Below are 21,521 nucleotides of genomic sequence, written 5' to 3'. Positions count from 1 at the left end.
TCCTGCTCGACCGCCACGATGCACGGCACACCACGACCCTCCTCGTACTGCCGGCGCACCAGGTGACCCGGACCCTTCGGCGCGACCATGCACACGTCCACACCCGCCGGCGGCTTGATGAAGCCGAAGCGGATGTTCAGGCCGTGACCGAAGAAGATCGCGTCACCGTCCTTCAGGTTGTCCTTGATGGACTCCTCGTACACACGCGCCTGGATCGGGTCCGGCACCAGGATCATGATGACGTCGGCCTCGGACGCGGCCTCGGCCACCGTCACCACCCGCAGACCCTGCTCCTCGGCCTGCGCCTTGGACTTGGAACCCTCATGCAGACCGACGCGCACATCGACACCGGAGTCACGCAGCGACAGCGCGTGGGCATGGCCCTGACTGCCATAGCCGATGACCGCGACCTTGCGGCCCTGGATGATGGACAGGTCGGCATCGTCGTCGTAGAACAGCTCGGCCACTTCTGGTCTCTCCTTGGATCGGTTGGTACGGCCCACCGTACGACGGGTGGGCGGAGGGGGGATGCGGGGTCTCGCCATGCGGATCGCTGCGGGCACCGCGGTTCAGGGGTGGGTCACGCGGGTCGCGCGGGACGGTCCGCCGGTGGGATCACGCGGAGCGGTCCAGCGCGCGCAGGCTGCGGTCGGTGATGGACCGGGCGCCGCGGCCGACCGCGATGGTGCCGGACTGGACCAGCTCCTTGATGCCGAACGGCTCCAGCATCTTGAGCATGGCCTCCAGCTTGTCGGCGCCGCCGGTGGCCTCGACCGTGACGGCCTCCGGGGAGACGTCGACGGTCTTGGCGCGGAAGAGCTGCACGATCTCCACGATCTGCGAGCGGGTCTCGTTGTCGGCCCGCACCTTCACCAGGACCAGCTCGCGGGCGATCGCCGCGGCCGGGTCGAGCTCGACGATCTTCAGCACGTTGACCAGCTTGTTGAGCTGCTTGGTGACCTGTTCGAGCGGCAACTGATCGACCACGTTGACGACGATGGTGATCCGCGAGATCTCCGGGTGCTCGGTGGTGCCGACCGCGAGCGAGTCGATGTTGAAGCCCCGGCGGGAGAACAGTGCGGTGATCCGGGCCAGGACGCCCGGCTTGTTCTCCACCAGGACGGAGAGGGTGTGCTTGGACATGGATTCAGGTTCCTTCGTCGGGCGTCAGGTCTGCCGGTTCTCGGGTCGGACCTCCTGCTCACTCCGTCCGCGGGCCGCCTCGTTTCGTCGGCCGCCCACTACGGGAGCTCGTGCGTCAGTCCTCCATGCCGTCGCCGAAGTCCGGGCGGACGTCGCGGGCCGCCATGATCTCGTCGTTGGACGTGCCGGCCGCCACCATCGGCCAGACCATGGCGTCCTCGTGCACGATGAAGTCCACCACGACGGGGCGGTCGTTGATCTCGTTCGCCTTGGCGATGACGGCGTCGAGCTCGGCGGCGGACTCGCAGCGCAGGCCCACGCAGCCCATCGCCTCGGAGAGCTTGACGAAGTCCGGCACCCGGGTGCCGTGGTTCCGGATGGAGCCGACGCCCTGGGTGGAGCCGGGCACTCTCTCGGCGCCGGAGTGCAGCACCGTGTTGGAGAACCGCTCACCGTAGAAGAGGTTCTGCCACTGGCGGACCATGCCGAGGGCGCCGTTGTTGATGATGGCGACCTTGATCGGGATGTTGTTCAGCGCGCAGGTGACCAGTTCCTGGTTGGTCATCTGGAAGCAGCCGTCGCCGTCGATCGCCCAGACCGTGGCGTCGGGCCGGCCGGCCTTCGCGCCCATCGCGGCGGGCACCGCGTAGCCCATGGTGCCGGCGCCACCGGAGTTGAACCAGGTGCCGGGCTGCTCGTACTTGATGAACTGGGCCGCCCACATCTGGTGCTGGCCGACGCCGGCCGCGAACAGGGTGCCCTCGGGGGCGAGTTCACCGATCCGCTCGATGACCTGCTGCGGGGAGAGGCTGCCGTCGTCGGGCACCTCGTAGCCGAGCGGGTAGGTGTTGCGCCAGAAGGACAGCTGCCGCCACCAGTCGGTGTAGTCGCCGCGGTGGCCGGCCTCGTGGTCGGCCTGGACGGCGACGATCAGGTCGGCGAGCACCTCGCGGGCGTCCCCCACGATCGGCACGTCGGCGACCCGGTTCTTGGAGATCTCCGCCGGGTCGATGTCGGCGTGCACGATCTTCGCGTGCGGCGCGAAGGTGTCCAGCCGGCCGGTGACGCGGTCGTCGAAGCGGGCACCGAGCGCGATGATCAGGTCCGACTTCTGCAGTGCGGTGACCGCGGAGACGTCGCCGTGCATGCCGGGCATGCCGACGTGCTGCGGGTGGCTGTCGGGGAACGCGCCCAGCGCCATCAGGGTGGTGGTGACGGGGGCGCCGGTCAGCTCGGCGAGGATACGCAGTTCCGCGGTGGCGCGGGCCTTGAGCACGCCGCCGCCGACGTAGAGCACCGGGCGGCGGGCCTCGTTGATCAGCCGCGCGGCCTCCCGGATCTGCTTGGCGTGCGGCTTGGTCACCGGGCGGTAGCCGGGCAGGTCCTGCTGCGGCGGCCAGCTGAAGCTGGTCTGGTTCTGCAGGGCGTCCTTGGCGATGTCGACCAGCACCGGGCCGGGGCGGCCGGTGCCCGCGATGTGGAACGCCTCGGCGATGGTGCGCGGGATCTCGTCCGGGTCGGTGACCAGGAAGTTGTGCTTGGTGATCGGCAGGGTGATGCCGCAGATGTCCGCTTCCTGGAACGCGTCGGTGCCGATGGACTTCGAGGCGACCTGGCCGGTGATCGCGACGATCGGCACGGAGTCCATGTGCGCGTCGGCGATCGGGGTGACCAGGTTGGTCGCGCCGGGGCCCGAGGTGGCCATGCACACCCCCACCTTGCCGGTGGCCTGCGCGTAACCGGTGGCGGCGTGCCCGGCACCCTGCTCGTGGCGGACCAGCACGTGGCGGACCTTCGACGAGTCCATCAGCGGGTCGTACGCCGGCAGGATCGCCCCGCCGGGGATGCCGAATACCGTGTCGGCGCCGACGGCCTCGAGGGAGCGGATGAGGGCCTGTGCACCAGTCATGCGCTCCGCGGGGGCGGCGGGCACCGCGCTGCGGTTCCGCTGCGGGTGGTGGGACCCGGTGGCCTGCTCGGTCATCTGCGTTCTCTTCTCTCGAAGATGAGGGTTTGCTGTGGAACCGGTGCCGGACAACAAAAAACCCCTCGTGCCGTGAGGCAAGCGAGGGGAGCGCGCCGGTGCGGTGCGAGGCGGAGGATGCCTCGGTCAGCCGGCGCGCTGTCCAAGTACGAGAATTCGGGTGCGCATGGCCCTGACCTTCCTCCCGTCCCCATCCGGGTGTCAAGCCGGTGGGACGGGCGTCTCAGCATTCGAACATACCGGGTAGCCGCCGCGGGTCAGCGAGCCGCGCAGGTGGTGCTCGTCGAGCGGGCCGGAGAAGGCCATCCCCACGCCGTGCGCGCAGCCCATCTCGCGCAGCGCCTGGACCTGCTCGGGGCGGTCGATGCCGTCGGCGACGGTGCGGATGCCGAGGTCGGCGGCGATGCCGAGCAGGCCCCGGGTGATCTTGTGCAGCCGGGTGGACTCGACGACGCCGTCGGTGAAGGCGCGGTCGAGTTTGATCACGTCGACCGGCAGGGTGCGCAGGGCGCCCAGCGAGCCGTATCCCGCGGCGAAGCCGCCGAGCGCGATCCGCACCCCGAGCCGGCGCAGGCAGGTCAGCCGGCGCTCCAGCTCCTCCGGGGCGATCCGCGGGTCGTCGCCGGCCAGCTCGACCACCAGGCCGCTGGGCGGCAGCTCGTGCCGGGCGAGCAGGTGCTCGATGCCGGTGGCGGGCGGGTCGCGGTGCAGCAGGCGGCGAGCCGACAGCCGTACGGTCACCGGGACACGATGGCCGGCGCCGTACCGGAGCGCGGCCTGTTCGACGGCCTGGTCGAGCAGGTGGTCGAACAGCCGCGCGGTCTCTAAGTCGCGCTCGGCGCCGTCACCGGGGTACAGGAACTCCGCTGGGGTGAAGAGTATGCCCTGCGGGGTGCGCCAGCGGGCGCGCGCCTCGACGCCGGTGATCCGGCCGCCGGACAGCTCCACGACGGGCTGGTGGAGCAGGGTGAAGTCGCCGTTGTCCAGGGCGGTCCTGACCCGGCCGGCCAGCTCGGTCCGGCGCACGGCCTCGGCCTGCAGCCGCGGCGCGTACAGCTCCACCCGGCCCTTGCCGGACTGCTTGGCCCGGTACATCGCCAGGTCGGCGTGGCGCATCACCTCGCCGGGGGCGGCGCCGGGCTCGGCGAACGCGATGCCGATGCTGGCGCCGACCCGGACCTCGATGCCGTCGACCCGATAGGGCTCGGACAGCGCGGTGCGCAGCCGGTCGGCGATGTCGCGGATCCGCTCCTCGACGGTGGGCCGCGGGCCCGGTTTCGGCGGGTCCGCGGTGGCCGTGCGGGGCGCGGGGATCGGGCCGTGCGCGCCGAACACGAAGCGGTCGGCGGGGTGGCCGGGGTGCCCGGGGTGGGGGTGCGCCGGGTACGGGGCCGGGGAGGCGGCGGTGGCGCCTTCCGGGCCGGAGATGAGCGCGGCGAACTCGTCGCCGCCGAGTCGGGCCGCGACGTCGCTGGAGCGCAGGGTCGCGCGCAGCCGCCGCGCGGCCTGCACGAGCAGGTCGTCGCCGGCCTGGTGGCCGACGGTGTCGTTGACCGCCTTGAACCCGTCGAGGTCGACGTACAGCACGGCGGTCCGGGCGTCGCCGGCGCGGCGGCCGCCGACGGCCCGGCCGAGCCGCTCCAGGAACAGGGCGCGGTTGGGCAGGTCGGTGAGCGGGTCGTGCGACGCGTTGTGCTGCAACTGGGCCTGCAGCCGGACGCGTTCGGTGATGTCGCGGCTGTTGAAGATCAGGCCGCCCTGGTAGCGGGTGACGCTGGACTCGATGTCCAGCCAGCCGTGCCGGACACCGGGACGGTCGGGCCGGTCGGGACGGTCAGGGCGCTCGATGCGGTCGGCACGGATCCGGCACTCGATGCGGGTGGACGGTTCGTCGCCGGGCGGGGCGGCCAGGAAGCGGCGCACCTCGTGCAGGACCCGGCCCAGGTCGTCCGGGTGGATGTGGGCGGCAAGTTCGGTGCCGACCATCTCCTCCGGGTCCCGGCCGTAGACCCCCTGGGCGGCGGGGCTGACGTACCGCAGCACGCCGGTGGGCGCGGCGATCATGATGACGTCGCTCGACCCCTGCACCAGGGAGCGGAAGTGGTTCTCCTTCTGGGCCAGTTCCTGGGTCAGCGCGATGTTGTCGAGCAGCATGATGCCCTGCCGGACCACCAGGGCCATCACCACGGTGCAGCCGGTGAGCAGGACCACGCGGTCGCACTTCTGCCCGTTGATCACGTTGTAGAGGATGCCGAGGGTGCAGACCGCGGCGGCCAGGTACGGGGTGAGGGCCGTCAGGGAGGTGGCGACCTTGCGGGTGGCGGCCCCGGCCCGGCGCGGCGGGTGGGGGTGCGGGGAGGCGGACATCCGGGCACCGACCCAGGGGGCGTAGGCCAGCAGCAGGCTGCCGGCGAACCAGCCCGCGTCGAGCACCTGGCCCGAGCGGTAGTGCTCCCGCAGCAGCGGGGAGGTGAACAGCGCGTCGCACAGCACGGTGAGCGCGAGGGCGGCGATCGCGGTGTTGACCGCGGCGCGGTTGACCCCGGCGCGCCGGAAGTGCAGCGCGAGCACCATGCTCACCAGCACGATGTCCAGCAGCGGGTAGGCCAGCGACAGGGCCATTCGGGCGGTGCTGGGCCCGTCGATCGTGGCGGTGCGGGCCAGCGCCAGGCTCCATGACAAGGTGAGCAGCGAGCCGCCGATCAGCCAGGTGTCGAGTGCCAGACACACCCAACCTGCCCTGGTCACCGGGCGTTTGGCGAGCACCAGGAGTCCGATGATCGCGGGTGGGGCGAACATCAGGAAACAGAAGTCCGCGGCGGAGGTCTGCGGCACGGGGCGGCGCAGCACCACTTCGTACCACCCCCAGATGCCGTTGCCGAGCGCGGTCATCGCCGAGGAGCACGAGAACAGCAGCCAGGCCGGGCGGTGCGGGCCGGCCGCGCGGCGTGCGTACAGCAGCGAGGAGACGCTGGCCGCGGCGGCGGCCGCGGCGAGCCCGAAGTCGCCCATGACCAGGGCGATTTCATGACGGCCCCAGCCGAGGGTGGCGCCTGTGGTGTAGCCGGCGCAGACCAGGGCGAGCAGCAGTTGCGGGAGCAGGCCGACGGCCTGGCCGTCGTCCTCGGCGGTGGTCGGCGGTGCGGTGAGCACGGCTTCTCCGGCGCTCACGGCGCGGTCCGGTGTGCCGCGGTGCGCCGGCGCCGCGTGATCGGCTCGCGCCTCGGGTCCTGCATCGCCCGCCCCCCTCATCCAGTCGTCGTTCGCAGCGTCGCGCCCATGGCCGTTCGGTCACGACGTGCCCCCGTATGCCGACGATACACCAGATTGGTCACTCTGGGATAGGGACGTCCTACTGTGCGTAACCGTCAGGGGTCGGCCGGAGCGTACTCCCGTCCCGCCGCTGCCCGGCCGCCGTCCGGCGCGTTCAGCTCTCGGCGACCACGTTCTCCAGCGGCGTTCCGGCCGCGAACCGCCGCAACTGGCCGACGACCAGCCGCTTCGCACGGGGCAGGAACGCGGAGGTGCTGCCGCCCACGTGCGGGCTGATCAGCACGCCCGGCGCGTGCCAGAGCGGGTGGCCGGCCGGCAGCGGCTCGGGGTCGGTGACATCGAGTGCCGCCGTCAGCCGGCCCGACTCCGTCTCCGCGAGCAGGGCCTTGGTGTCCACCACGGGCCCGCGCGCGACGTTCACCAGCAGCGCGCCGTCCTTCATCGCGGCCAGGAACGGGGCGTTGGCCAGGCCCCGGGTCTGCTCGGTCAGCGGGGTGGTGAGCACCACCACGTCCGCGGACGGCAGCAGGCCGGGCAGCTCGTCCATGGCGTGCACCGGGCCGCGCGGCGAGGGGCGCGCGCTGCGGGCGACCCGCTCGACCGTGCACTCGAAGGGCACCAGCCGGTCCTCGACGGCCGCGCCGATCGATCCGTAGCCGACGATCAGTACGCGGCGGTCGGCGAGCGCCGGGTAGAAGCCCGCGTACCACTTCTCGTTGTCCTGGCCGCGCACGAAGCGGGGGACGCCGCGCAGCGAGGACAGGATGAGGGTGAGGGTGAGCTCGGCGGTGCTGGCCTCGTGCACCCCGCGGGCGTTGCACAGCCGGACGCCGGGCGGCAGTTGCCCCAGGTGGGGGGCGATGTGGTCGACGCCGGCGCTGAGCGTCTGCACCACCTTGACGTTGCGCATCGCGGCGAGCGGCCGCGCGCCGGCGACCGGCCCCTTCATGTAGGGGACGACGTAGAAGGAGGCGTCGGCAGGATCGGCGGGGAAGTCGTCCTCTCCGTCCCAGTGGACGTAGTCGAAGGCGTCGGGCAGTCCCTCGATCTCGTCCGGCGGCAGGGACAGCCACACCGTGGGTCGGGCGGCGGACGGGTCCTGGCCTGGGGTGCGGTCGGTTCGGGTGGTGTCGGTCATGGTCAGGAGGCTATGGCACAGTGGGGCGGCGCGAGGAGGTTGGGACGGGTGGAGCGCAGGAAGGTCGGGGCCACGGCGCTCGACGTGGGCGCGGTCGGCCTCGGTTGCATGCCGATGAGTTGGGCGTACGGCACGTCGCGCGCGGGCGGCGGCGTGCCGCGCAGCGGGGAGGCCTCGCTGCGGACGGTGCACACCGCGCTCGACGCGGGGGTGACGCTGCTGGACACCGCCGACATGTACGGCCCGTTCACCAACGAGCTGCTGCTCGGGCGGGTGTTGCGGGAGCGGCGGGCGGACGCGTTCGTCTCCACCAAGTGCGGGCTGCTGGTCGGCGAGCAGCACCTCGTCGCCAACGGCCGCCCGTCGTACGTCCGCAGGGCGTGCGACGCGTCGCTGCGCCGGCTCCAGACCGACACGATCGACCTCTACCAGCTGCACCGGGTCGACCCCGAGGTGCCGGTCGAGGAGACCTGGGGGGCGATGGCCGAGCTGGTCGCCGCGGGCAAGGTGCGCACGCTGGGCCTGTGCGCCGTGGGCGCGCGCGGCGGGCGGGTCAGGGGCGGTCGCGGCGGCGACCGGCTGCACGACGAGACGATCCGCCACCTGGCCCGGGCCCAGCAGGTCTTCCCGGTCGGCTGCGTGCAGGCGGAACTGTCGGTGTGGGCGCCGGAGGCGCTGGCCGAGCTGCTGCCGTGGTGCGCGGCGCGCGGGGTCGGCTTCCTGGCCGCGATGCCGCTCGGCAACGGCTTCCTGACCGGCACCCTCACCCCCGGTGAGGGCTTCGAACGCGAGGACCTGCGGGCCAGGCATCCCCGGTTCACCGCGGAGATGATGGCCGCGAACCAGCCGATCGTGGCCGGCCTGCGCCGGGTGGCCGCGCGGCATGACGCGACGGCGGCCCAGGTCGCGCTCGCCTGGGTGCTCGCGCAGGGACCCTTCGTGGTGCCGGTGCCCGGCACGAAGACGGCCCGCTGGGCGGCGGAGAACGCGGCCGCGGCCGATCTCGCGCTGACCGCGGCGGACCTGGCGGAGATCGCGGAGTTGCCCGCAGCCCAGGAGTCGTGGGACTGACCCCGCGGCCGGCCGGCCCGTCCCGGGGAGGCGCGTCCCCGAGGCCGCGGGCCACCCGGCTGGAGGGGGCGGATCGCCCACCGGCCGGGCCGCCTGCCCCGGTTGATCGCGAACGCGCGCGACACCGGCGCGGGGTGTGGTGTGCTTGCCTGGACGAAGGTGAGACGAAGGTGACGAGGACGCGGGGACTCCGGGCACGGCAGGGCTGCCCGGTCGACGGTTGCGGGAGCTGACGGTGATGGCTTGCGGCAGGTCCGTACGGACGCCGGCACGCGGCGGGGCGTGGGTCGCGGCGCTGCTGGCGGCGCTGCTGGTCGGCGGGTGCTCCTCCTCGGCGTCGCCCAACCTGGCGCGCCCCTCCGCATCCGCCACGTCCGGCCGGACGCCCGCGAGCGGCGGCGCCGGGCCCTCCGGGTCCGCCTCCCCCTCCGCCGCGACGTCCACGCCGCCGGCGAAGGGCACCGTGAAGGTCACCGGTACCGTCGCGACCGGGCTCAGCGCGCCCTGGGGGCTGGTCCAGCTCCCCGACGGCACCCTGCTGGTCGGCGCGCGCGACACCGGCCGGATCTCGCGGGTCGACCCCAAGACGCACAGCGTCACCCAGATCGGCCTGGTGCCCGGCGTCACCCACACCAAGGGCGGCGAGAACGGCCTGCTCGGGCTGGCGATCTCCCCCGACTACGGCTCCGACCACCTGGTGTACGCGTACTTCTCCACCGAGTCCGACAACCGCATCGCCAGCTTCCTGTACGACCCGTCCCGGCCCAAGGGCGAGCAACTGGGCGCGCCGGACACGATCCTGCGCGGCATCCCCACCGGCACCCTCCACAACGGCGGCCGGATCGCCTTCGGCCCCGACGGCGACCTCTACGCGGGGACCGGCGAGACCGGCCAGCGCGCGCTGGCCCAGAACATGTCCTCGCTCGGCGGGAAGATCCTGCGGATGACGCCCGACGGCCAGGTGCCGTCCGACAACCCCACCCCCGGCTCGCTCGTCTACTCCCCCGGCCACCGCAACGTCCAGGGCCTGGCCTGGGACGCGCAAGGGCGGCTGTGGGCCTCGGAGTTCGGCCAGGACACCTGGGACGAGCTGAACCTGATCCGGCCGGGCGCGAACTACGGCTGGCCCACGGTCGAGGGGATCGCGCACCACCCGGGGTTCGTGGATCCGGTCGAGCAGTGGCACACCGACGTCGCGTCGCCGAGCGGGGTCGCCTACGCCGCAGGCTGCATCTGGATGGCCTCCCTCAAGGGCGAGCGGCTGTGGCGCATCCCGCTGGCCGGTGCCAAGCCGTCCGCCGCGCCCCAGTCCTTCCTGAACGGGAAGTACGGCCGGCTGCGCACGGTGGTCGCCCTCGACGACCACACCCTGCTGCTCACCACCAGCAACACCGACGACCGCGGCACCCCGCACCCCGGCGACGACCGCATCCTCCAACTCACCGTCTCTTAGGGCGCGTTCGGGTCACCGAGTTCGGGTCACCGCGCCTTCGGCAGGAGTTGGAGGCGATGGGTGAGGGCGGCGGCCTCGGTGCGGGTGGAGACGGCGAGCTTGGCCAGGATGTTGGAGACGTGGACGCTCGCGGTCTTCGGGGAGATGAACAACTCCTCGGCGATCTGCCGGTTGGTGCGGCCGTCGGCCACCAGGCGCAGCACGTCGCGCTCCCGGGCGGTGAGACCGAAGGTCTCGGCGGGGTCCTCGGGGGTGGTGCGCAGCCGGGCGCGCTGGGCGAGCGCGGCGATCCGCGCGCCGAGCGGCGCGGCGCCGGCTTCGGCGGCCATGCCGTCGGCGAGGCCGAGCAGGCGGCCGGCCTCGTCCCGCGCGCCGGGGCCGCCCGCCGCGAGCAGGGCCTCGGCGCGCCGCAGCCGGATGCCGGCCAGTTCCAGCGGCCGCTCCTCGGCGGCGAACGCCTCCTCGGCGGCGGCCCACAACGCGGGCTCCCCGCCGTCGAGTTCGGCCGCGAGCAGCAGCGCGTACGCCTCGCACAGGGGGGTGGGCCGGGGCAGTTCCGCCGCGCCGGCGCGTACCGTCTCCGGGTCGAGCGCCGCACCGGCCACCATCATCGGCCAGGAGAACCGGGTCGAGCCGGGCGGGAAGCCGTGCCGGACCGCCCGCGCGAGTTCCTCGCGGGCGTCGGCGGTCCTGCCCTGGGCGAGGGCGACCTGCATGCCCAGCTTCAGCAGCGGGAGCTGGTGCTGCGGCTGGGTGTCGCGGCGAAGCCCTTCGGCCGCTGCCGCGTGGTGCGTGACGGCGGCATCGATGTCGCCGGTGGTGAGGGCGACGTGGCCGAGCAGCAGTTCGCCGCCGGCCTTCAGATAGGCGGTCTGCACCAGCCGGTTGGCCTCGGCGAGCCGGGGTACGGCCTCGGTGAGGCGGCCGAGCGAGATCAGCGACTCGCCCTCGTCCAGCAGCAGCCAGGCCCGGGTCGGCCCGGAGATCCGGGAGTCCACGAGGGTCTGCCCGGCGCGTGCCACCCGCACCGCCTCGCCGGAGCGTCCGGCGCCTTCGAGGACGGAGGCGAGGTTGCCGTACGCGCGCGCGGTGATGCTCGGCAGCGGCAGCTTCGCGAGCTGCTTCAGCACGTCCTCGATCTCGGCCAGGCCCCCGTCGACGTCGCCGCAGTCGGCCTGGAGGATGCCGAGGGTGATCCGCGCCTGGAACTCGGTGTCCCGCACGCCGGTTCGCCGGGCGAGGTCGACGGCCTGCTCGGCGGCGGCGATGCCCGCCTCACTGGGGTTGTGGATCATGATCCAGCCGGCGGTGTGCGAGAGGACCTCGGCGTGCGCGGCCGACGCCGGCAGGCCGCGGACCAGTTCCTGGGCCCGGCCCAGCTCCTCCCAGCCGTCACCGCGGCCCAGGTCCTCGATCAGCCGGGAGCGCTGGGACCAGAACCAGGCGGCGCGCAACGGCTCCTGGTCGCCGTCGAGTTCGATCAGCCGCAGGGCGCGCTTCGTCATCGTGTAGGCGCGTTCGCGCTCGCCGCCGAGCCGGGCGGCGACGGTGACCTCGGCGAGCAGGTCGAGGAAGCGGAAGGGCCGGTCGGGGTCGCCGGTCCCGGCCGCCGACGTGTACTCCGCGGGGCTGAGCGGGGCGTACGCCTCGGCGAAGTCGACGAGCCGCAGCGCGTCGCGGACCTCCGCGGGCGCGGCGTCCCACAGTTCCAACGCGCGTTCCAGCAGCCGGTACTGCTCGGCGTAGGCGTGCCGGTCACGGGCTTCCACGGCGGCGCGCAGCACGGCGGGCAGCGCCTTGGCCGGGTCGTGCGCGGCGTACCAGAAACTGGCCAGCCGGGCGGCGCGCTCGTCGGCGCGGACCAGCGACGGGTCGGCCTCGATCGCCTCGGCGTAGCGGCGGTTGATCCGGCTGCGCTCGCCGGGCAGCAGGTCGTCGCCGACCGCCTCACGGACCAGGGAGTGGCGGAAGCGGTAGCCGTCCCCGTCGGCGGAGGGCAGCAGGATGTTGGCGCTCACCGCGCTGCGCAGCGCGTCGAGCAGGTCGTCCTCGCCGATCCCGGTGATGGCCGCCAGCACCCGGTACTCGACGGCGTTGCCGCCCTCCGCGACGAACTTCGCGACCCGCTGGGCGGACTCGCTCAGCTGCTCGACCCGGACCAGCAGCAGGTCGCGCAGCGAGTCGCTGATGCCGGTGAAGCAGTCGCCGCGGATGCTGCAGGCCAGTTCCTCGACGAAGAACGGGTTGCCGTCGGAGCGGGCGAACACGTCGTCGACCACGGCGTCGACGGGGCTCTCGGCGAGGATCGCGGTGAGCTGGCGCCTGACCTCGTCACGGCTGAAGCGGCTCAGCTCGATGCGCTCGACGGTACGCAGCCGGTCGGTCTCGGCGAGGAAGGGTCGCAGCGGGTGCCGGCGGTGGATGTCGTCGCTGCGGTAGGTGGCGGCGATCAGCACCCGGGAGTGCTGCACCGACCGGAAGAGGTAGGCGAGCAGCTCGCGGGTGGAGCGGTCGGCCCAGTGCAGGTCCTCGACGATCACGACGAGGGTGCGCTCGGCGCCCAGCCGCTCCAGCAGGCGGGCGGTGAGCTCGAAGAGCCGGACCCGGCCCTCCTCGTCGTGCGGGTCACGGCGGCCGGCGCCGCTGTCGCCCAACTCGGGCAGCAACCGGGCGAGTTCGGCTTCCTGTCCGGCGACGGCCTGGGTCAGCTCGGCGCCGAGCAGGTGGTAGAGGTGGCGCAACGCGGTGGAGACCGGCGCGAAGGGCAGCCCCTCCGCGCCGATCTCCACGCAGCCGCCTATCGCGGTGACGGCGCCCGCGGCGCCGGCCGCCGCCATGAACTCCTCGGTGAGCCGGGTCTTGCCGACCCCCGCCTCGCCGCCGATGAGCACCGCCTGCGGCGCGCCGCCGTCGGCGGCTGCCAGTACGGCGGCGAGCCGGGTCAGCTCGGTGTCGCGGCCGATGAACTCGGGGCTGAGGGACTGGGTCTGCACCTTGCCGAGCATGGCATGCCCGGCGCCCGCCGCGACACCGATTAGCTGACCGGTCATACCGTGCTGTGCGGGTGCATCATCTGGTGCACACGGCCGAGGGGGCCCGCGCCGGAGCGATCGGAGGAAGGCACCCCCTCGGCGTCCTGGCGTACCGCGGAGTGCGCCTGGACGCGGCGCGCCTGGGTGCGGGTACGGCGCTGGGCGGTGCGGGCGGCCTTGGCGGCCTGGACGAGCCGCCACTCCTCGGCGCGGCGGCGGAGTTCGGCGTTGCGGGCCTGCTGCAGTTCGTGAGCGAACATCGTGGCTTCTCCTTGGAAGTGCTTCTCTCTTTGTGCCTCCTATCTTCGTCTCCAAGGGGGTTGGGCCACATCGGGCAGCTTCCCGAAGTTCAGGTCGGGTCATCGACCTTCGAATGCTTAGGTGACGGCATCACCGTGCCGAGGAACGCCTTAGAGGGTGCCTTATCCGGCCGCGGGGGTCCTTAGACGCGGCGGAAACACCTCAGGCGGGCGCAGCGGCCTAAGGCACATGGGCCTTGACGGTCACGCGCGACCCGGACGGCTCCGCGGGGCGGGGCTCGCCCGGCGCGGCCAGGGCTCCCGCGGGCAGCGGGACGGTCGGCGCGGCGACCGGTGGCCGCGTGTCCGGCACCGTCTCGATGTCGAGCCGCGGCAGCCGCCGTTCCAGCCAGCCGGGCAGCCACCAGTTGGCCGGGCCGAGCAGGTGCATCAGCGCCGGGACGAGCAGGGTGCGCAGCACGAAGGCGTCGAGGGCCACCGCGGCGGCCAGGCCGATGCCGAACATCGCGATCACCCGGTCCCCGCTGAGCACGAACGCGAGGAAGACCGCGACCATGATGACGGCGGCGGAGTTGATCACCCGGCTGGTCTCGGCCAGCCCGACGCGCACCGCCCGGCGGTTGTTCCCGGTCCGGCGCCACTCCTCGTACATCCGGCTGACCAGGAAGACCTGGTAGTCCATCGAGAGCCCGAACAGCACCGGGACCAGGATCACCGGCAGGAACGGCTCGATCGGGCCGGCCCGGCCCAGGCCGAGCCACTCGCTGCCCCAGCCCCACTGGAAGATCGCGGTGACCACGCCGAAGGAGGAGGCCACGGCCGCGATGTTCATCACCGCGGCCTTGAGGGGGACGCCGAGCGAGCGGAAGGCGACCAGCAGCAGGAGGCAGCCCAGTCCCACCACGCAGCCCACGAACAGCGGCAGCTTCCCGATCACCACGGCGGCGAAGTCGTCGTAACTGGCCGTGGATCCGCCCACGTCGACCTTCAGGTCGGTGCCCTTCTCCGCGGCCGGCAGCACGTCGTGGCGCAACTCGTCCACCAGGTGCGAGGTGGCGGCGGACTGCGGGGAACTGTCGGGCACCACCGTGATGACGCCGACGCGGCCGGCGCCGTCGAGGTCGGGGCCGGTGACCGAGGAGACCCCGGGGGTGTGCCGCAGGGTCTGCGGGAGGTGGTCCAGGGCGACGAGCGCACCCGCGCTGTCGGTGGTGGCCACCAGCGTCAGCGGCCCGTTGGTGCCGGGGCCGAACCCGTCGGCGATCAGGTCGTACGCCTTGCGGGTGGTGGATGTGGAGGGGTCGAGACCCTGGTCGGAGGTGCCCAGGTGCAGCGAGAAGGCGGGCAGCGCGAGCACCACCATGACGGCTGCGGCGAGCGCGCCGAGCAGGCGTGGATGGCGGGCGACGAACCCGGACCAGCGGGCCGCGACACCGGTGGGCGGTGCGGCGGGCGCGTCGGCACCGCGGCAACCGGTGTGCTCCTCGGCCCGCCGGTGCTGCTCGGCCGGGCAGCCGCCGCCGTGCGCCAGCACGCGCCGCTCCCGCCGGCTGAGTGCCCGGTGACCGATCAGCCCGAGCAGCGCGGGGAGCAGGGTCACGGACGCGGCCACGGTGAGCAGCACCGTGAGCGAGGCGGCGACGGCGACACCGTTGAGGAAGTTCAGCCGGAGCAGGAGCATGCCGAGTACGGCCACGCACACGGTGCCGCCGGCGAAGACCACGGCCTTGCCGGTGGTGGCGACGGCTTCCTCGGCGGCCCGGGCGACGGGCAGGCCGCGTTTGAGGCCCTTGCGGTGCCGGGTGACGATGAACAGCGCGTAGTCGATGCCGACGCCGAGCCCGATCAGCATGCCGAGCATGGGGGCGAAGTCGGCGACGGTCATGGCGTGGCCGAGCAGCACGGTGCCCATGTAGGCGGTGCCGCAGCCGACCAGCGCGGTGGCGATGGGCAGCAGCATCGCCGCGAAGGATCCGAAGGCGATCAGCAGCACCACGGCGGCCACCGCCACTCCCACCACCTCGCTGAGGTGGGCGCTGGCGGCCTCGGTGTTGCCGATCGCCTGGCCGCCGAGTTCGACCTCCAGGCCCGGCCCCTGGCCGGCCTTGGCGGTGTCCACCAGGGCCTGGGCCTGGGCCCGGCTTATGCTGTCGGCGTCCTTGCCGTAGTCGACGGCCGCGTAGGCGGTGTGCGCGTCGCGGCTGATCTGGCCGGCGCCCGAGGAGCCGTAGGGGCTGGTCACCGAGGTGACACCGGGCAGCGAACGGGCCTGGTCGAGCACCTTGGTCATGGTCTGCTCGACGTCGCCGGCGCGCACGGTGCCGTGGTCGGTGTGCCAGACGATGGTGTCGGAGTCGCCGGCCTGCCCGGGGAACGCCTCGCGCAGCAGGGTCGCGGCGTGGCTGGACTCGGTGTTCGGGGCGTCGTACTGCTGCGAGTACGCGGAGCCCGCGACGGACGCGGCGACGGTGAGCCCGACGAGGGCGGTGAGCCACAGCAGCACGACGGTGAGTCGGCGACTGAGGCACCACCGGGCGAGTACGGCCATGGGCTGCTGTCCCCTTGCGGGTGCGGAATGCGTGGTCGGTACGCCCGTGCGAGTCCCGTGGCGATACGTTCCGCCCACTGTGCCAGGAGAAAGTGATCCTTTGCGGCTTTCGTGCTCCTCCTCACAAGTGTCCGTAAAAGATAAGTCCGGGCCGTTCGCCCGCTCCGGCGGTCAGCCGAAGGACCGCCGGTAGGCGTGCGGGCTGACCCCGGTGGTGCGCTTGAAGCGGTCCCGGAACGCGGTGGCCGAACCGAAACCGACCTGCGCGCCGATGCGTTCGACCGGGTGCCGGGTGGTCTCCAGCAGGTGCTGGGCCTGGCGCACCCGGGCCCGGTGCAGCCACTGCAGCGGGGTGACACCGGTCTGCTCGCGGAAGCGCCGGATCAGCGTGCGGGTGCTGACCCCGGCCCGGTCCGCGATGTCCGCGAGCGTCAACGCGCTGGCAAGATTGCCCCGAAGCCAGTCGAGCAGCGGGTCCATCTGCGCACCCTGCGGGGCGGGCGTGTGATCGTGGACGATGAACTGCGCCTGGCCGCCCTCGCGTTCCAGCGGCACCACGGACAGCCGGGCGGCATCGGCGGCGACCGCCGAGCCGTAGTCGGCGCGGATCATGTGCAGGCACAGGTCCAGGCCGGCGGCCGCGCCGGCCGAGGTGAGGATCTGCCCGTTGTCCACGTAGAGGACGTCCGGGTCGACCTCGACCTGCGGATGGGCGGCGGCCAGCGCACCGGCGGCGAGCCAGTGGGTGGTGGCGCGCAGTCCGTCGAGCAGCCCGGTGGCGGCGAGCGGAAAGGCGCCGGTGCAGATGGAGGCGAGACGGGTGCCGGCCGCCGCGGCGTCGAGCAGCGCCGCCCGCACGGCCGGGGCCAGCGGCGCCTCCGGGAGGGCGGTGCCGGGCACGATCACCGTGTCCGCGCCGACCAGCCCCTCCAGGCCCCAGCGGGCCCGCAGGGTGAAGGCGCCCGCGTCGACCTCGGGCCCCTCGCCGCACACCCGGACCTGGTAGCCGGGGCGGCCGTCGGGGAGGCGGGTGCGCGCGAAGACCTCGATCGGGGTGGACAGGTCGAACGGGATCACCTGGTCCAGGGCGAGGACGGCCACGGTGTGCATGGCGAGAACGTACCCCATCGCCGGGAAACGGACGGAGGCGCGGGGTGCCGGACGCGTGCAGCCGAGGGTCGATGTGCCTGATCGGCCGCCCATGTCCTGCCGCGCCCCACCCCGATCAGCGCGCTGGCGATATCCCGTGGAAACCTGTCACAACTGCCACTGGGAGTACGCGGGGAGCCCGCATAGCGTCGGGTCGGGCCGGCACGGTGCCGGTGCCACCCGCACCCGAAGGAAGTCCCCCATGCACGCCCCCACCGCCCGGCCCGAGGGCCGCCGGTCATGACGAAGGTCCTGCTCAGCCTGCACGTCCTGGCGGCCGTGCTGGCGATCGGGCCGGTCGCCGTGGCCGCCAGCATGTTCCCCGCGGCCCTGCGCCGGATCGACGGCGCCGCCGCGGGAGGCGGTGACCCCGCCGGCCCCGGTGACCCCGCCGGCCCCGGCGCGCTCGCCGGCCTGCGGCAGTTGCACCGCGTCTGCCGCGTCTACGCCGGCATCGGGGTGGCCGTCCCCGTCTTCGGCTTCGCCACGGCCGGCAGCCTCGGCGTCCTCGGTAGCGGGTGGCTGATCGCCTCGATCCTGCTGACCGCGGTCGCCGCCGGGCTACTCGCGCTGCTGATCCTGCCCGCCCAGGACGGCGCGCTCGCCGCCGCCTCCGGCGGGGCGCCGGGCACCGTCACCGGCCTCGCCGCTTCGGCCCGGCGACTGGCCATGCTCGCCGGCGTCTTCAACCTGCTGTGGGCCACGGTCACCGTCCTGATGATCGTCCGCCCCGGCTCCACCACGGGGGTGTGAACGTGGACCTCCGCAGCCTGCGCATCGCCGCGCACGCCGAACTCCTCTCGCTGACCGCGCTGTTCGCCAACCTCGCGACCGTCGACGACAGGACCGTCGCCGCGCTGGTGGGTCCCGCCCACGGCTGCGTCTACCTCTTCGTCGTGGTGGCGGTCCTGCGGGCCGGGCCCGCCGGGCGCGCCACCAGGGCCACGGCCCTCATTCCTGGCGTCGGCGGCCTGCTCGCGGTGCGCCGGCTGCGCCGCGCCGCCCCTGCGACCGCCGTCGCGGCGGACGGCAAGGAAGCTGTCCGCACCTGAAGAGGGCGCTCGCGCGGGGCAGCGGGCGCGAGCCCCGGGTACGACGAAGGCGGCACCCCACTCGGAGGTGCCGCCTTCGCCGTGCCGTGGGCTGTCGCCGGTTCAGCCCTGGAGCTTCTCCAGCACCAGCTCGCGCACCCGCTTGGCGTCCGCCTGGCCGCGGGTCAGCTTCATGACGGCGCCGATCAGGGCGCCGGCCGCCGCGAGGTTGCCGCCGCGGATCTTCTCGGCGACCGCCGCGTTGTCCGCGATGGCCTGGTCGACGGCCGCGCCGAGCGCGCTGTCGTCCGAGACGACCTTCAGGCCGCGCTTCTCGACCACCTGGTCCGGGTCGCCCTCGCCGGCCAGCACGCCCTCGATGACCTGCCGGGCCAGCTTGTCGTTGAGGTCGCCGGCCGCCACCAGTGCGGCGACCCTGGCCACCTGCGCCGGGGTGATCGCCAGCTCGGCCAGCTCCGCGCCGGTCTCGTTGGCGTGCCGGGCCAGCTCGCCCATCCACCACTTGCGGGCCGAGGCCGCGTCCGCGCCCTCGTCGATGGTCGCCGTGATGAGGTCGATCGCACCGGCGTTCAGCGCGGACTGCATCTCGAAGTCGGAGATGCCCCACTCCTGCTTGAGCCGCTTGCGGCGGGCCAGCGGCAGCTCCGGCAGCCCGGCACGCAGCTGCTCGACCCACTCCGGGGCCGGCGCGACCGGCACCAGGTCCGGCTCGGGGAAGTAGCGGTAGTCCTCCGCCTCCTCCTTGATCCGGCCGGAGGTGGTGGAGCCGTCCTCCTCGTGGAAGTGCCGGGTCTCCTGCACGATGGTGCCGCCCGAGGAGAGCACCGCCGCGTGCCGCTGGATCTCGAAGCGGGCCGACCGCTCCACGCTGCGCAGCGAGTTGACGTTCTTGGTCTCGCTGCGGGTGCCGAACTTCTCGCGGCCGTGCGGGCGCAGCGACAGGTTGACGTCGCAGCGCATCTGGCCCATCTCCATGCGGGCCTCGGACACCCCCAGCGCCTTGATCAGCTCGCGCAGTTCGGCGACGTAGGCGCGGGCCACCTCGGGCGCGCGGGCTCCGGCGCCCTCGATCGGCTTGGTGACGATCTCGATCAGCGGGATGCCGGCCCGGTTGTAGTCCAGCAGGGAGTGCGAGGCGCCGTGGATACGGCCGGTCGCACCGCCGATGTGGGTGGACTTCCCGGTGTCCTCCTCCATGTGGGCGCGCTCGATCTGCACCCGGAAGACCTCGCCGTCCTCCAGCTGGACGTCCAGGTAGCCGTTGAAGGCGATCGGCTCGTCGTACTGGGAGGTCTGGAAGTTCTTCGGCATGTCCGGGTAGAAGTAGTTCTTCCGGGCGAACCGGCACCAGGTGGCGATCTCGCAGTTCAGCGCGAGTCCGATCTTGACGGCGGACTCGATGCCGATCTCGTTGACCACCGGCAGCGCACCGGGCAGGCCCAGACAGGTCGGGCAGACCTGCGAGTTGGGCTCCGCGCCGAGCTCGGTGGAGCAGCCGCAGAACATCTTCGTCCGCGTGCCCAGCTCGACGTGGACCTCGAGACCCATCACCGGGTCGTACGACGCGAGTGCGTCCTCGTAGGACAGCAGGTCCGTGACGGTCACTGTTCGTGTACCTCTTTTTCCGTCGGTCCGTCAGTCCGCGAGGACGTCTTCATCGCTCAGCCGGCGCAGCTCGCGGACGAGCAGCACGATGCCGGTGGTCACCGCGGCGGCCCGCAGCACGGCGTCGATCAGCTGGAGGTTGTCCTCCTCGCTGCGGGCGGTCCGCACCTTCTTCACCGCGGTGAAGGCGCTGAACAGCGAGGTGCCGATGGACAGGTAGGTGCCCTTCTTGCCCTTGCCGCCCTTGGCCGACGCGTCGGCCGACCCGGCCTTCTTTCCGCCGGTGCTCTTCGCCGCGGACTTCGTCTGGGTGCTCACAGCTGCGGTGCCTCCTCAAGTAGCGGGTGGCCCCACTTCGACACGAAGGCGGCCTCGACGGCGGCGCCGACCCGGTAGAGCCGGTCGTCCTTGAGCGCGGGCGCGATGATCTGCAGACCCACCGGGAGACCATCCTCCGGGGCCAGCCCGCACGGCAGCGACATCGCCGCGTTGCCCGCCAGGTTGACCGGGATGGTGCACAGGTCGGCCAGGTACATCGCCAGCGGGTCGTCGGCACGCTCGCCGATCGGGAACGCCGTGGTGGGAGTGGTGGGCGAGACGATGACGTCGACCTGCTCGAAGGCCCGCTCGAAGTCGCGGGTGATCAGGGTGCGCACCTTCTGCGCCGAGCCGTAGTACGCGTCGTAGTAGCCGGAGCTCAGCGCGTACGTGCCCAGGATGACGCGGCGCTTGACCTCGGCCCCGAAGCCGGCCTCGCGGGTCAGCGCGGTGACCTCCTCCGCGGACCGGGTGCCGTCGTCGCCGACCCGCAGGCCGTAGCGCATCGCGTCGAAGCGGGCCAGGTTGCTGGAGCACTCCGACGGCGCGATCAGGTAGTACGCCGCCAGCCCGTACGCGAACGACGGGCAGGACAGCTCGACGATCTCCGCGCCGAGGCCGCGCAGCAGCTCGACCGACTCCTCGAAGCGCTGGACCACGCCGGCCTGGTAGCCCTCGCCGCCGAACTCCTGGATGACGCCGACCCGCAGGCCACTGACGTCACCGCTGCGGGCCGCCTCCACCACCGGCGGCACGGGGACGTCCACGGAGGTGGAGTCCATCGGGTCGTGCCCGGCGATCACCTCGTGCAGCAGCGCCGCGTCCAGCACGGTGCGCGCACACGGCCCGCCCTGGTCGAGCGACGAGGAGAAGGCGACCATGCCGTAGCGGGAGACCCCGCCGTAGGTCGGCTTGACCCCGACGGTGGCGGTCAGCGCGGCGGGCTGCCGGATCGAGCCGCCGGTGTCGGTGCCGATCGCCAGCGGCGCCTGGTACGAGGCGAGCGCGGCGGCCGAGCCGCCGCCGGAGCCGCCCGGCACGCGGGTCAGATCCCACGGGTTGCCGGTCGGGCCGTAGGCGCTGTTCTCGGTGGAGGAGCCCATCGCGAACTCGTCCATGTTGGTCTTGCCGAGGATCACCACGTCGGCGGCCTTCAGCTTCCGGGTGACCGTCGCGTCGTAGGGCGGGATCCAGCCGTCGAGGATCTTGGAGCCGACGGTGGTCGGCACGCCCTCGGTGGTGAAGATGTCCTTCAGCGCGAGCGGGACCCCGGCGAGCGGGCCCAGCTCCTGCCCGGCGGCGCGCTTGGCGTCCACCGCGCGGGCCTGGGCGAGCGCGCCCTCCCGGTCCACGTGCAGGTACGCGTGCACCTTCTCGTCCACGGCCTCGATCCGGGCCAGGTGCGCCTCGGTCACCTCGACCGCGGTCAGCTCGCCGGACGCGATCCTGCGCGCCGTCTCGGCGGCGGTGAGCCTGATGATGTCCGTCACGGCGG

16 protein-coding genes are annotated in these 21,521 nt (G+C 73.0%); 4 read left to right on the top strand and 12 right to left on the bottom strand.

The window, feature by feature from the left end; translation table 11 throughout:
* The 5 genes from C4U44_RS07085 to C4U44_RS07065 form a co-directional block, all read right to left on the bottom strand.
* Positions 1–467: NAD(P)-binding domain-containing protein (locus C4U44_RS07085; RefSeq protein WP_160144990.1), on the bottom strand; the 467-nt coding region annotated here is incomplete at its 3' end.
* Positions 468–615: 148 nt separating this feature from the next.
* On the bottom strand, positions 616–1,143 hold the full coding sequence (gene ilvN, locus C4U44_RS07080; protein WP_103884724.1) for an acetolactate synthase small subunit: 528 nt from the start codon (positions 1,141–1,143) through the stop codon (positions 616–618).
* A 115-nt stretch (positions 1,144–1,258) separates the two neighbouring features.
* On the bottom strand, positions 1,259–3,127 hold the full coding sequence (locus C4U44_RS07075; protein WP_103884723.1) for an acetolactate synthase large subunit: 1,869 nt from the start codon (positions 3,125–3,127) through the stop codon (positions 1,259–1,261).
* Positions 3,128–3,328: 201 nt separating this feature from the next.
* Complete coding sequence (locus tag C4U44_RS42340; RefSeq protein ID WP_407642789.1) at positions 3,329–6,298, bottom strand: putative bifunctional diguanylate cyclase/phosphodiesterase; 2,970 nt, start codon at positions 6,296–6,298, stop codon at positions 3,329–3,331.
* 256 nt (positions 6,299–6,554) lie between these two features.
* The gene (locus C4U44_RS07065) at positions 6,555–7,538 is read right to left on the bottom strand and encodes a 2-hydroxyacid dehydrogenase (protein WP_103884722.1); all 984 of its coding nucleotides are present in this window, start codon (positions 7,536–7,538) and stop codon (positions 6,555–6,557) included.
* Positions 7,539–7,586: 48 nt separating this feature from the next.
* On the opposite strand from C4U44_RS07065, the gene C4U44_RS07060 reads away from it, so the two are divergent.
* Positions 7,587–8,609: an aldo/keto reductase gene (locus C4U44_RS07060; protein WP_103884721.1), complete on the top strand. Its 1,023-nt coding sequence runs from the start codon at positions 7,587–7,589 to the stop codon at positions 8,607–8,609.
* Positions 8,610–8,847: 238 nt separating this feature from the next.
* Entirely contained in the window at positions 8,848–10,062 is a 1,215-nt protein-coding gene (locus tag C4U44_RS07055) for a PQQ-dependent sugar dehydrogenase (protein ID WP_103884720.1), read from the top strand.
* A gap of 26 nt (positions 10,063–10,088) precedes the next feature.
* Here C4U44_RS07055 and C4U44_RS07050 read toward each other — a convergent pair whose 3' ends face one another.
* From C4U44_RS07050 to C4U44_RS07035, 4 genes are all read right to left on the bottom strand, one after another.
* Positions 10,089–13,112 (bottom strand): helix-turn-helix transcriptional regulator, encoded by a 3,024-nt coding sequence (locus tag C4U44_RS07050; protein WP_235031851.1) that lies wholly within the window; start codon positions 13,110–13,112, stop codon positions 10,089–10,091.
* Positions 13,109–13,354 (bottom strand): hypothetical protein, encoded by a 246-nt coding sequence (locus C4U44_RS07045; RefSeq protein ID WP_103884718.1) that lies wholly within the window; start codon positions 13,352–13,354, stop codon positions 13,109–13,111. Before C4U44_RS07045 ends, C4U44_RS07050 begins: the two co-directional genes overlap by 4 nt.
* Positions 13,355–13,574: 220 nt before the next feature.
* A complete protein-coding gene (locus C4U44_RS07040) occupies positions 13,575–15,902 on the bottom strand; it encodes an MMPL family transporter (RefSeq protein WP_103884717.1) in 2,328 nt (775 codons plus the stop codon).
* A 171-nt stretch (positions 15,903–16,073) separates the two neighbouring features.
* A complete protein-coding gene (locus C4U44_RS07035; RefSeq protein ID WP_103884716.1) occupies positions 16,074–17,012 on the bottom strand; it encodes a GlxA family transcriptional regulator in 939 nt (312 codons plus the stop codon).
* Between the two features lie 279 nt (positions 17,013–17,291).
* Between C4U44_RS07035 and C4U44_RS07030 the strand changes: the two genes are divergently transcribed.
* Both C4U44_RS07030 and C4U44_RS07025 read left to right on the top strand, forming a co-directional pair.
* Positions 17,292–17,804, top strand: coding sequence for a hypothetical protein (locus tag C4U44_RS07030; RefSeq protein WP_103884715.1), 513 nt, complete (start codon positions 17,292–17,294; stop codon positions 17,802–17,804).
* A 2-nt stretch (positions 17,805–17,806) separates the two neighbouring features.
* A complete protein-coding gene (locus tag C4U44_RS07025) occupies positions 17,807–18,103 on the top strand; it encodes a DUF3817 domain-containing protein (protein ID WP_103884800.1) in 297 nt (98 codons plus the stop codon).
* Between the two features lie 102 nt (positions 18,104–18,205).
* On the opposite strand, the gene gatB is transcribed toward C4U44_RS07025, so the two are convergent.
* Genes gatB through gatA form a run of 3 tightly spaced genes read right to left on the bottom strand, consistent with a single transcriptional unit; the run spans position 18,206 to position 21,516 of the window.
* Entirely contained in the window at positions 18,206–19,708 is a 1,503-nt protein-coding gene (gene gatB / locus C4U44_RS07020; RefSeq protein ID WP_103884714.1) for an Asp-tRNA(Asn)/Glu-tRNA(Gln) amidotransferase subunit GatB, read from the bottom strand.
* A 30-nt stretch (positions 19,709–19,738) separates the two neighbouring features.
* Positions 19,739–20,026: a hypothetical protein gene (locus C4U44_RS42335; RefSeq protein ID WP_235031850.1), complete on the bottom strand. Its 288-nt coding sequence runs from the start codon at positions 20,024–20,026 to the stop codon at positions 19,739–19,741.
* The gene (gatA, locus tag C4U44_RS07010) at positions 20,023–21,516 is read right to left on the bottom strand and encodes an Asp-tRNA(Asn)/Glu-tRNA(Gln) amidotransferase subunit GatA (RefSeq protein ID WP_103884713.1); all 1,494 of its coding nucleotides are present in this window, start codon (positions 21,514–21,516) and stop codon (positions 20,023–20,025) included. The genes C4U44_RS42335 and gatA overlap by 4 nt, the downstream gene beginning before the upstream one ends.
* Positions 21,517–21,521: the final 5 nt, after the last annotated feature.

It is taken from the genome of Actinacidiphila yanglinensis, assembly GCF_900107965.1.
Taxonomy (GTDB): domain Bacteria; phylum Actinomycetota; class Actinomycetes; order Streptomycetales; family Streptomycetaceae; genus Actinacidiphila; species Actinacidiphila yanglinensis.
The sequence above is the reverse complement of the archived record's forward strand: the minus strand, read 5'-3'. Positions and strand labels throughout refer to the sequence as shown.

Excerpts from the sequence above, each read along its gene's own strand:
- C4U44_RS07035 (WP_103884716.1), bottom strand. The coding sequence starts at position 17,012 with ATGCACACCGTGGCCGTCCTCGCCCTGGACCAGGTGATCCCGTTCGAC.
- C4U44_RS07050 (WP_235031851.1), bottom strand. The coding sequence starts at position 13,112 with ATGACCGGTCAGCTAATCGGTGTCGCGGCGGGCGCCGGGCATGCCATG.
- C4U44_RS07065 (WP_103884722.1), bottom strand. The coding sequence starts at position 7,538 with ATGACCGACACCACCCGAACCGACCGCACCCCAGGCCAGGACCCGTCC.
- ilvN (WP_103884724.1), bottom strand. The coding sequence starts at position 1,143 with ATGTCCAAGCACACCCTCTCCGTCCTGGTGGAGAACAAGCCGGGCGTC.
- C4U44_RS07030 (WP_103884715.1), top strand. The coding sequence starts at position 17,292 with ATGACGAAGGTCCTGCTCAGCCTGCACGTCCTGGCGGCCGTGCTGGCG.
- C4U44_RS07055 (WP_103884720.1), top strand. The coding sequence starts at position 8,848 with ATGGCTTGCGGCAGGTCCGTACGGACGCCGGCACGCGGCGGGGCGTGG.
- C4U44_RS07040 (WP_103884717.1), bottom strand. The coding sequence starts at position 15,902 with ATGGCCGTACTCGCCCGGTGGTGCCTCAGTCGCCGACTCACCGTCGTG.
- C4U44_RS07045 (WP_103884718.1), bottom strand. The coding sequence starts at position 13,354 with ATGTTCGCTCACGAACTGCAGCAGGCCCGCAACGCCGAACTCCGCCGC.
- C4U44_RS07075 (WP_103884723.1), bottom strand. The coding sequence starts at position 3,127 with ATGACCGAGCAGGCCACCGGGTCCCACCACCCGCAGCGGAACCGCAGC.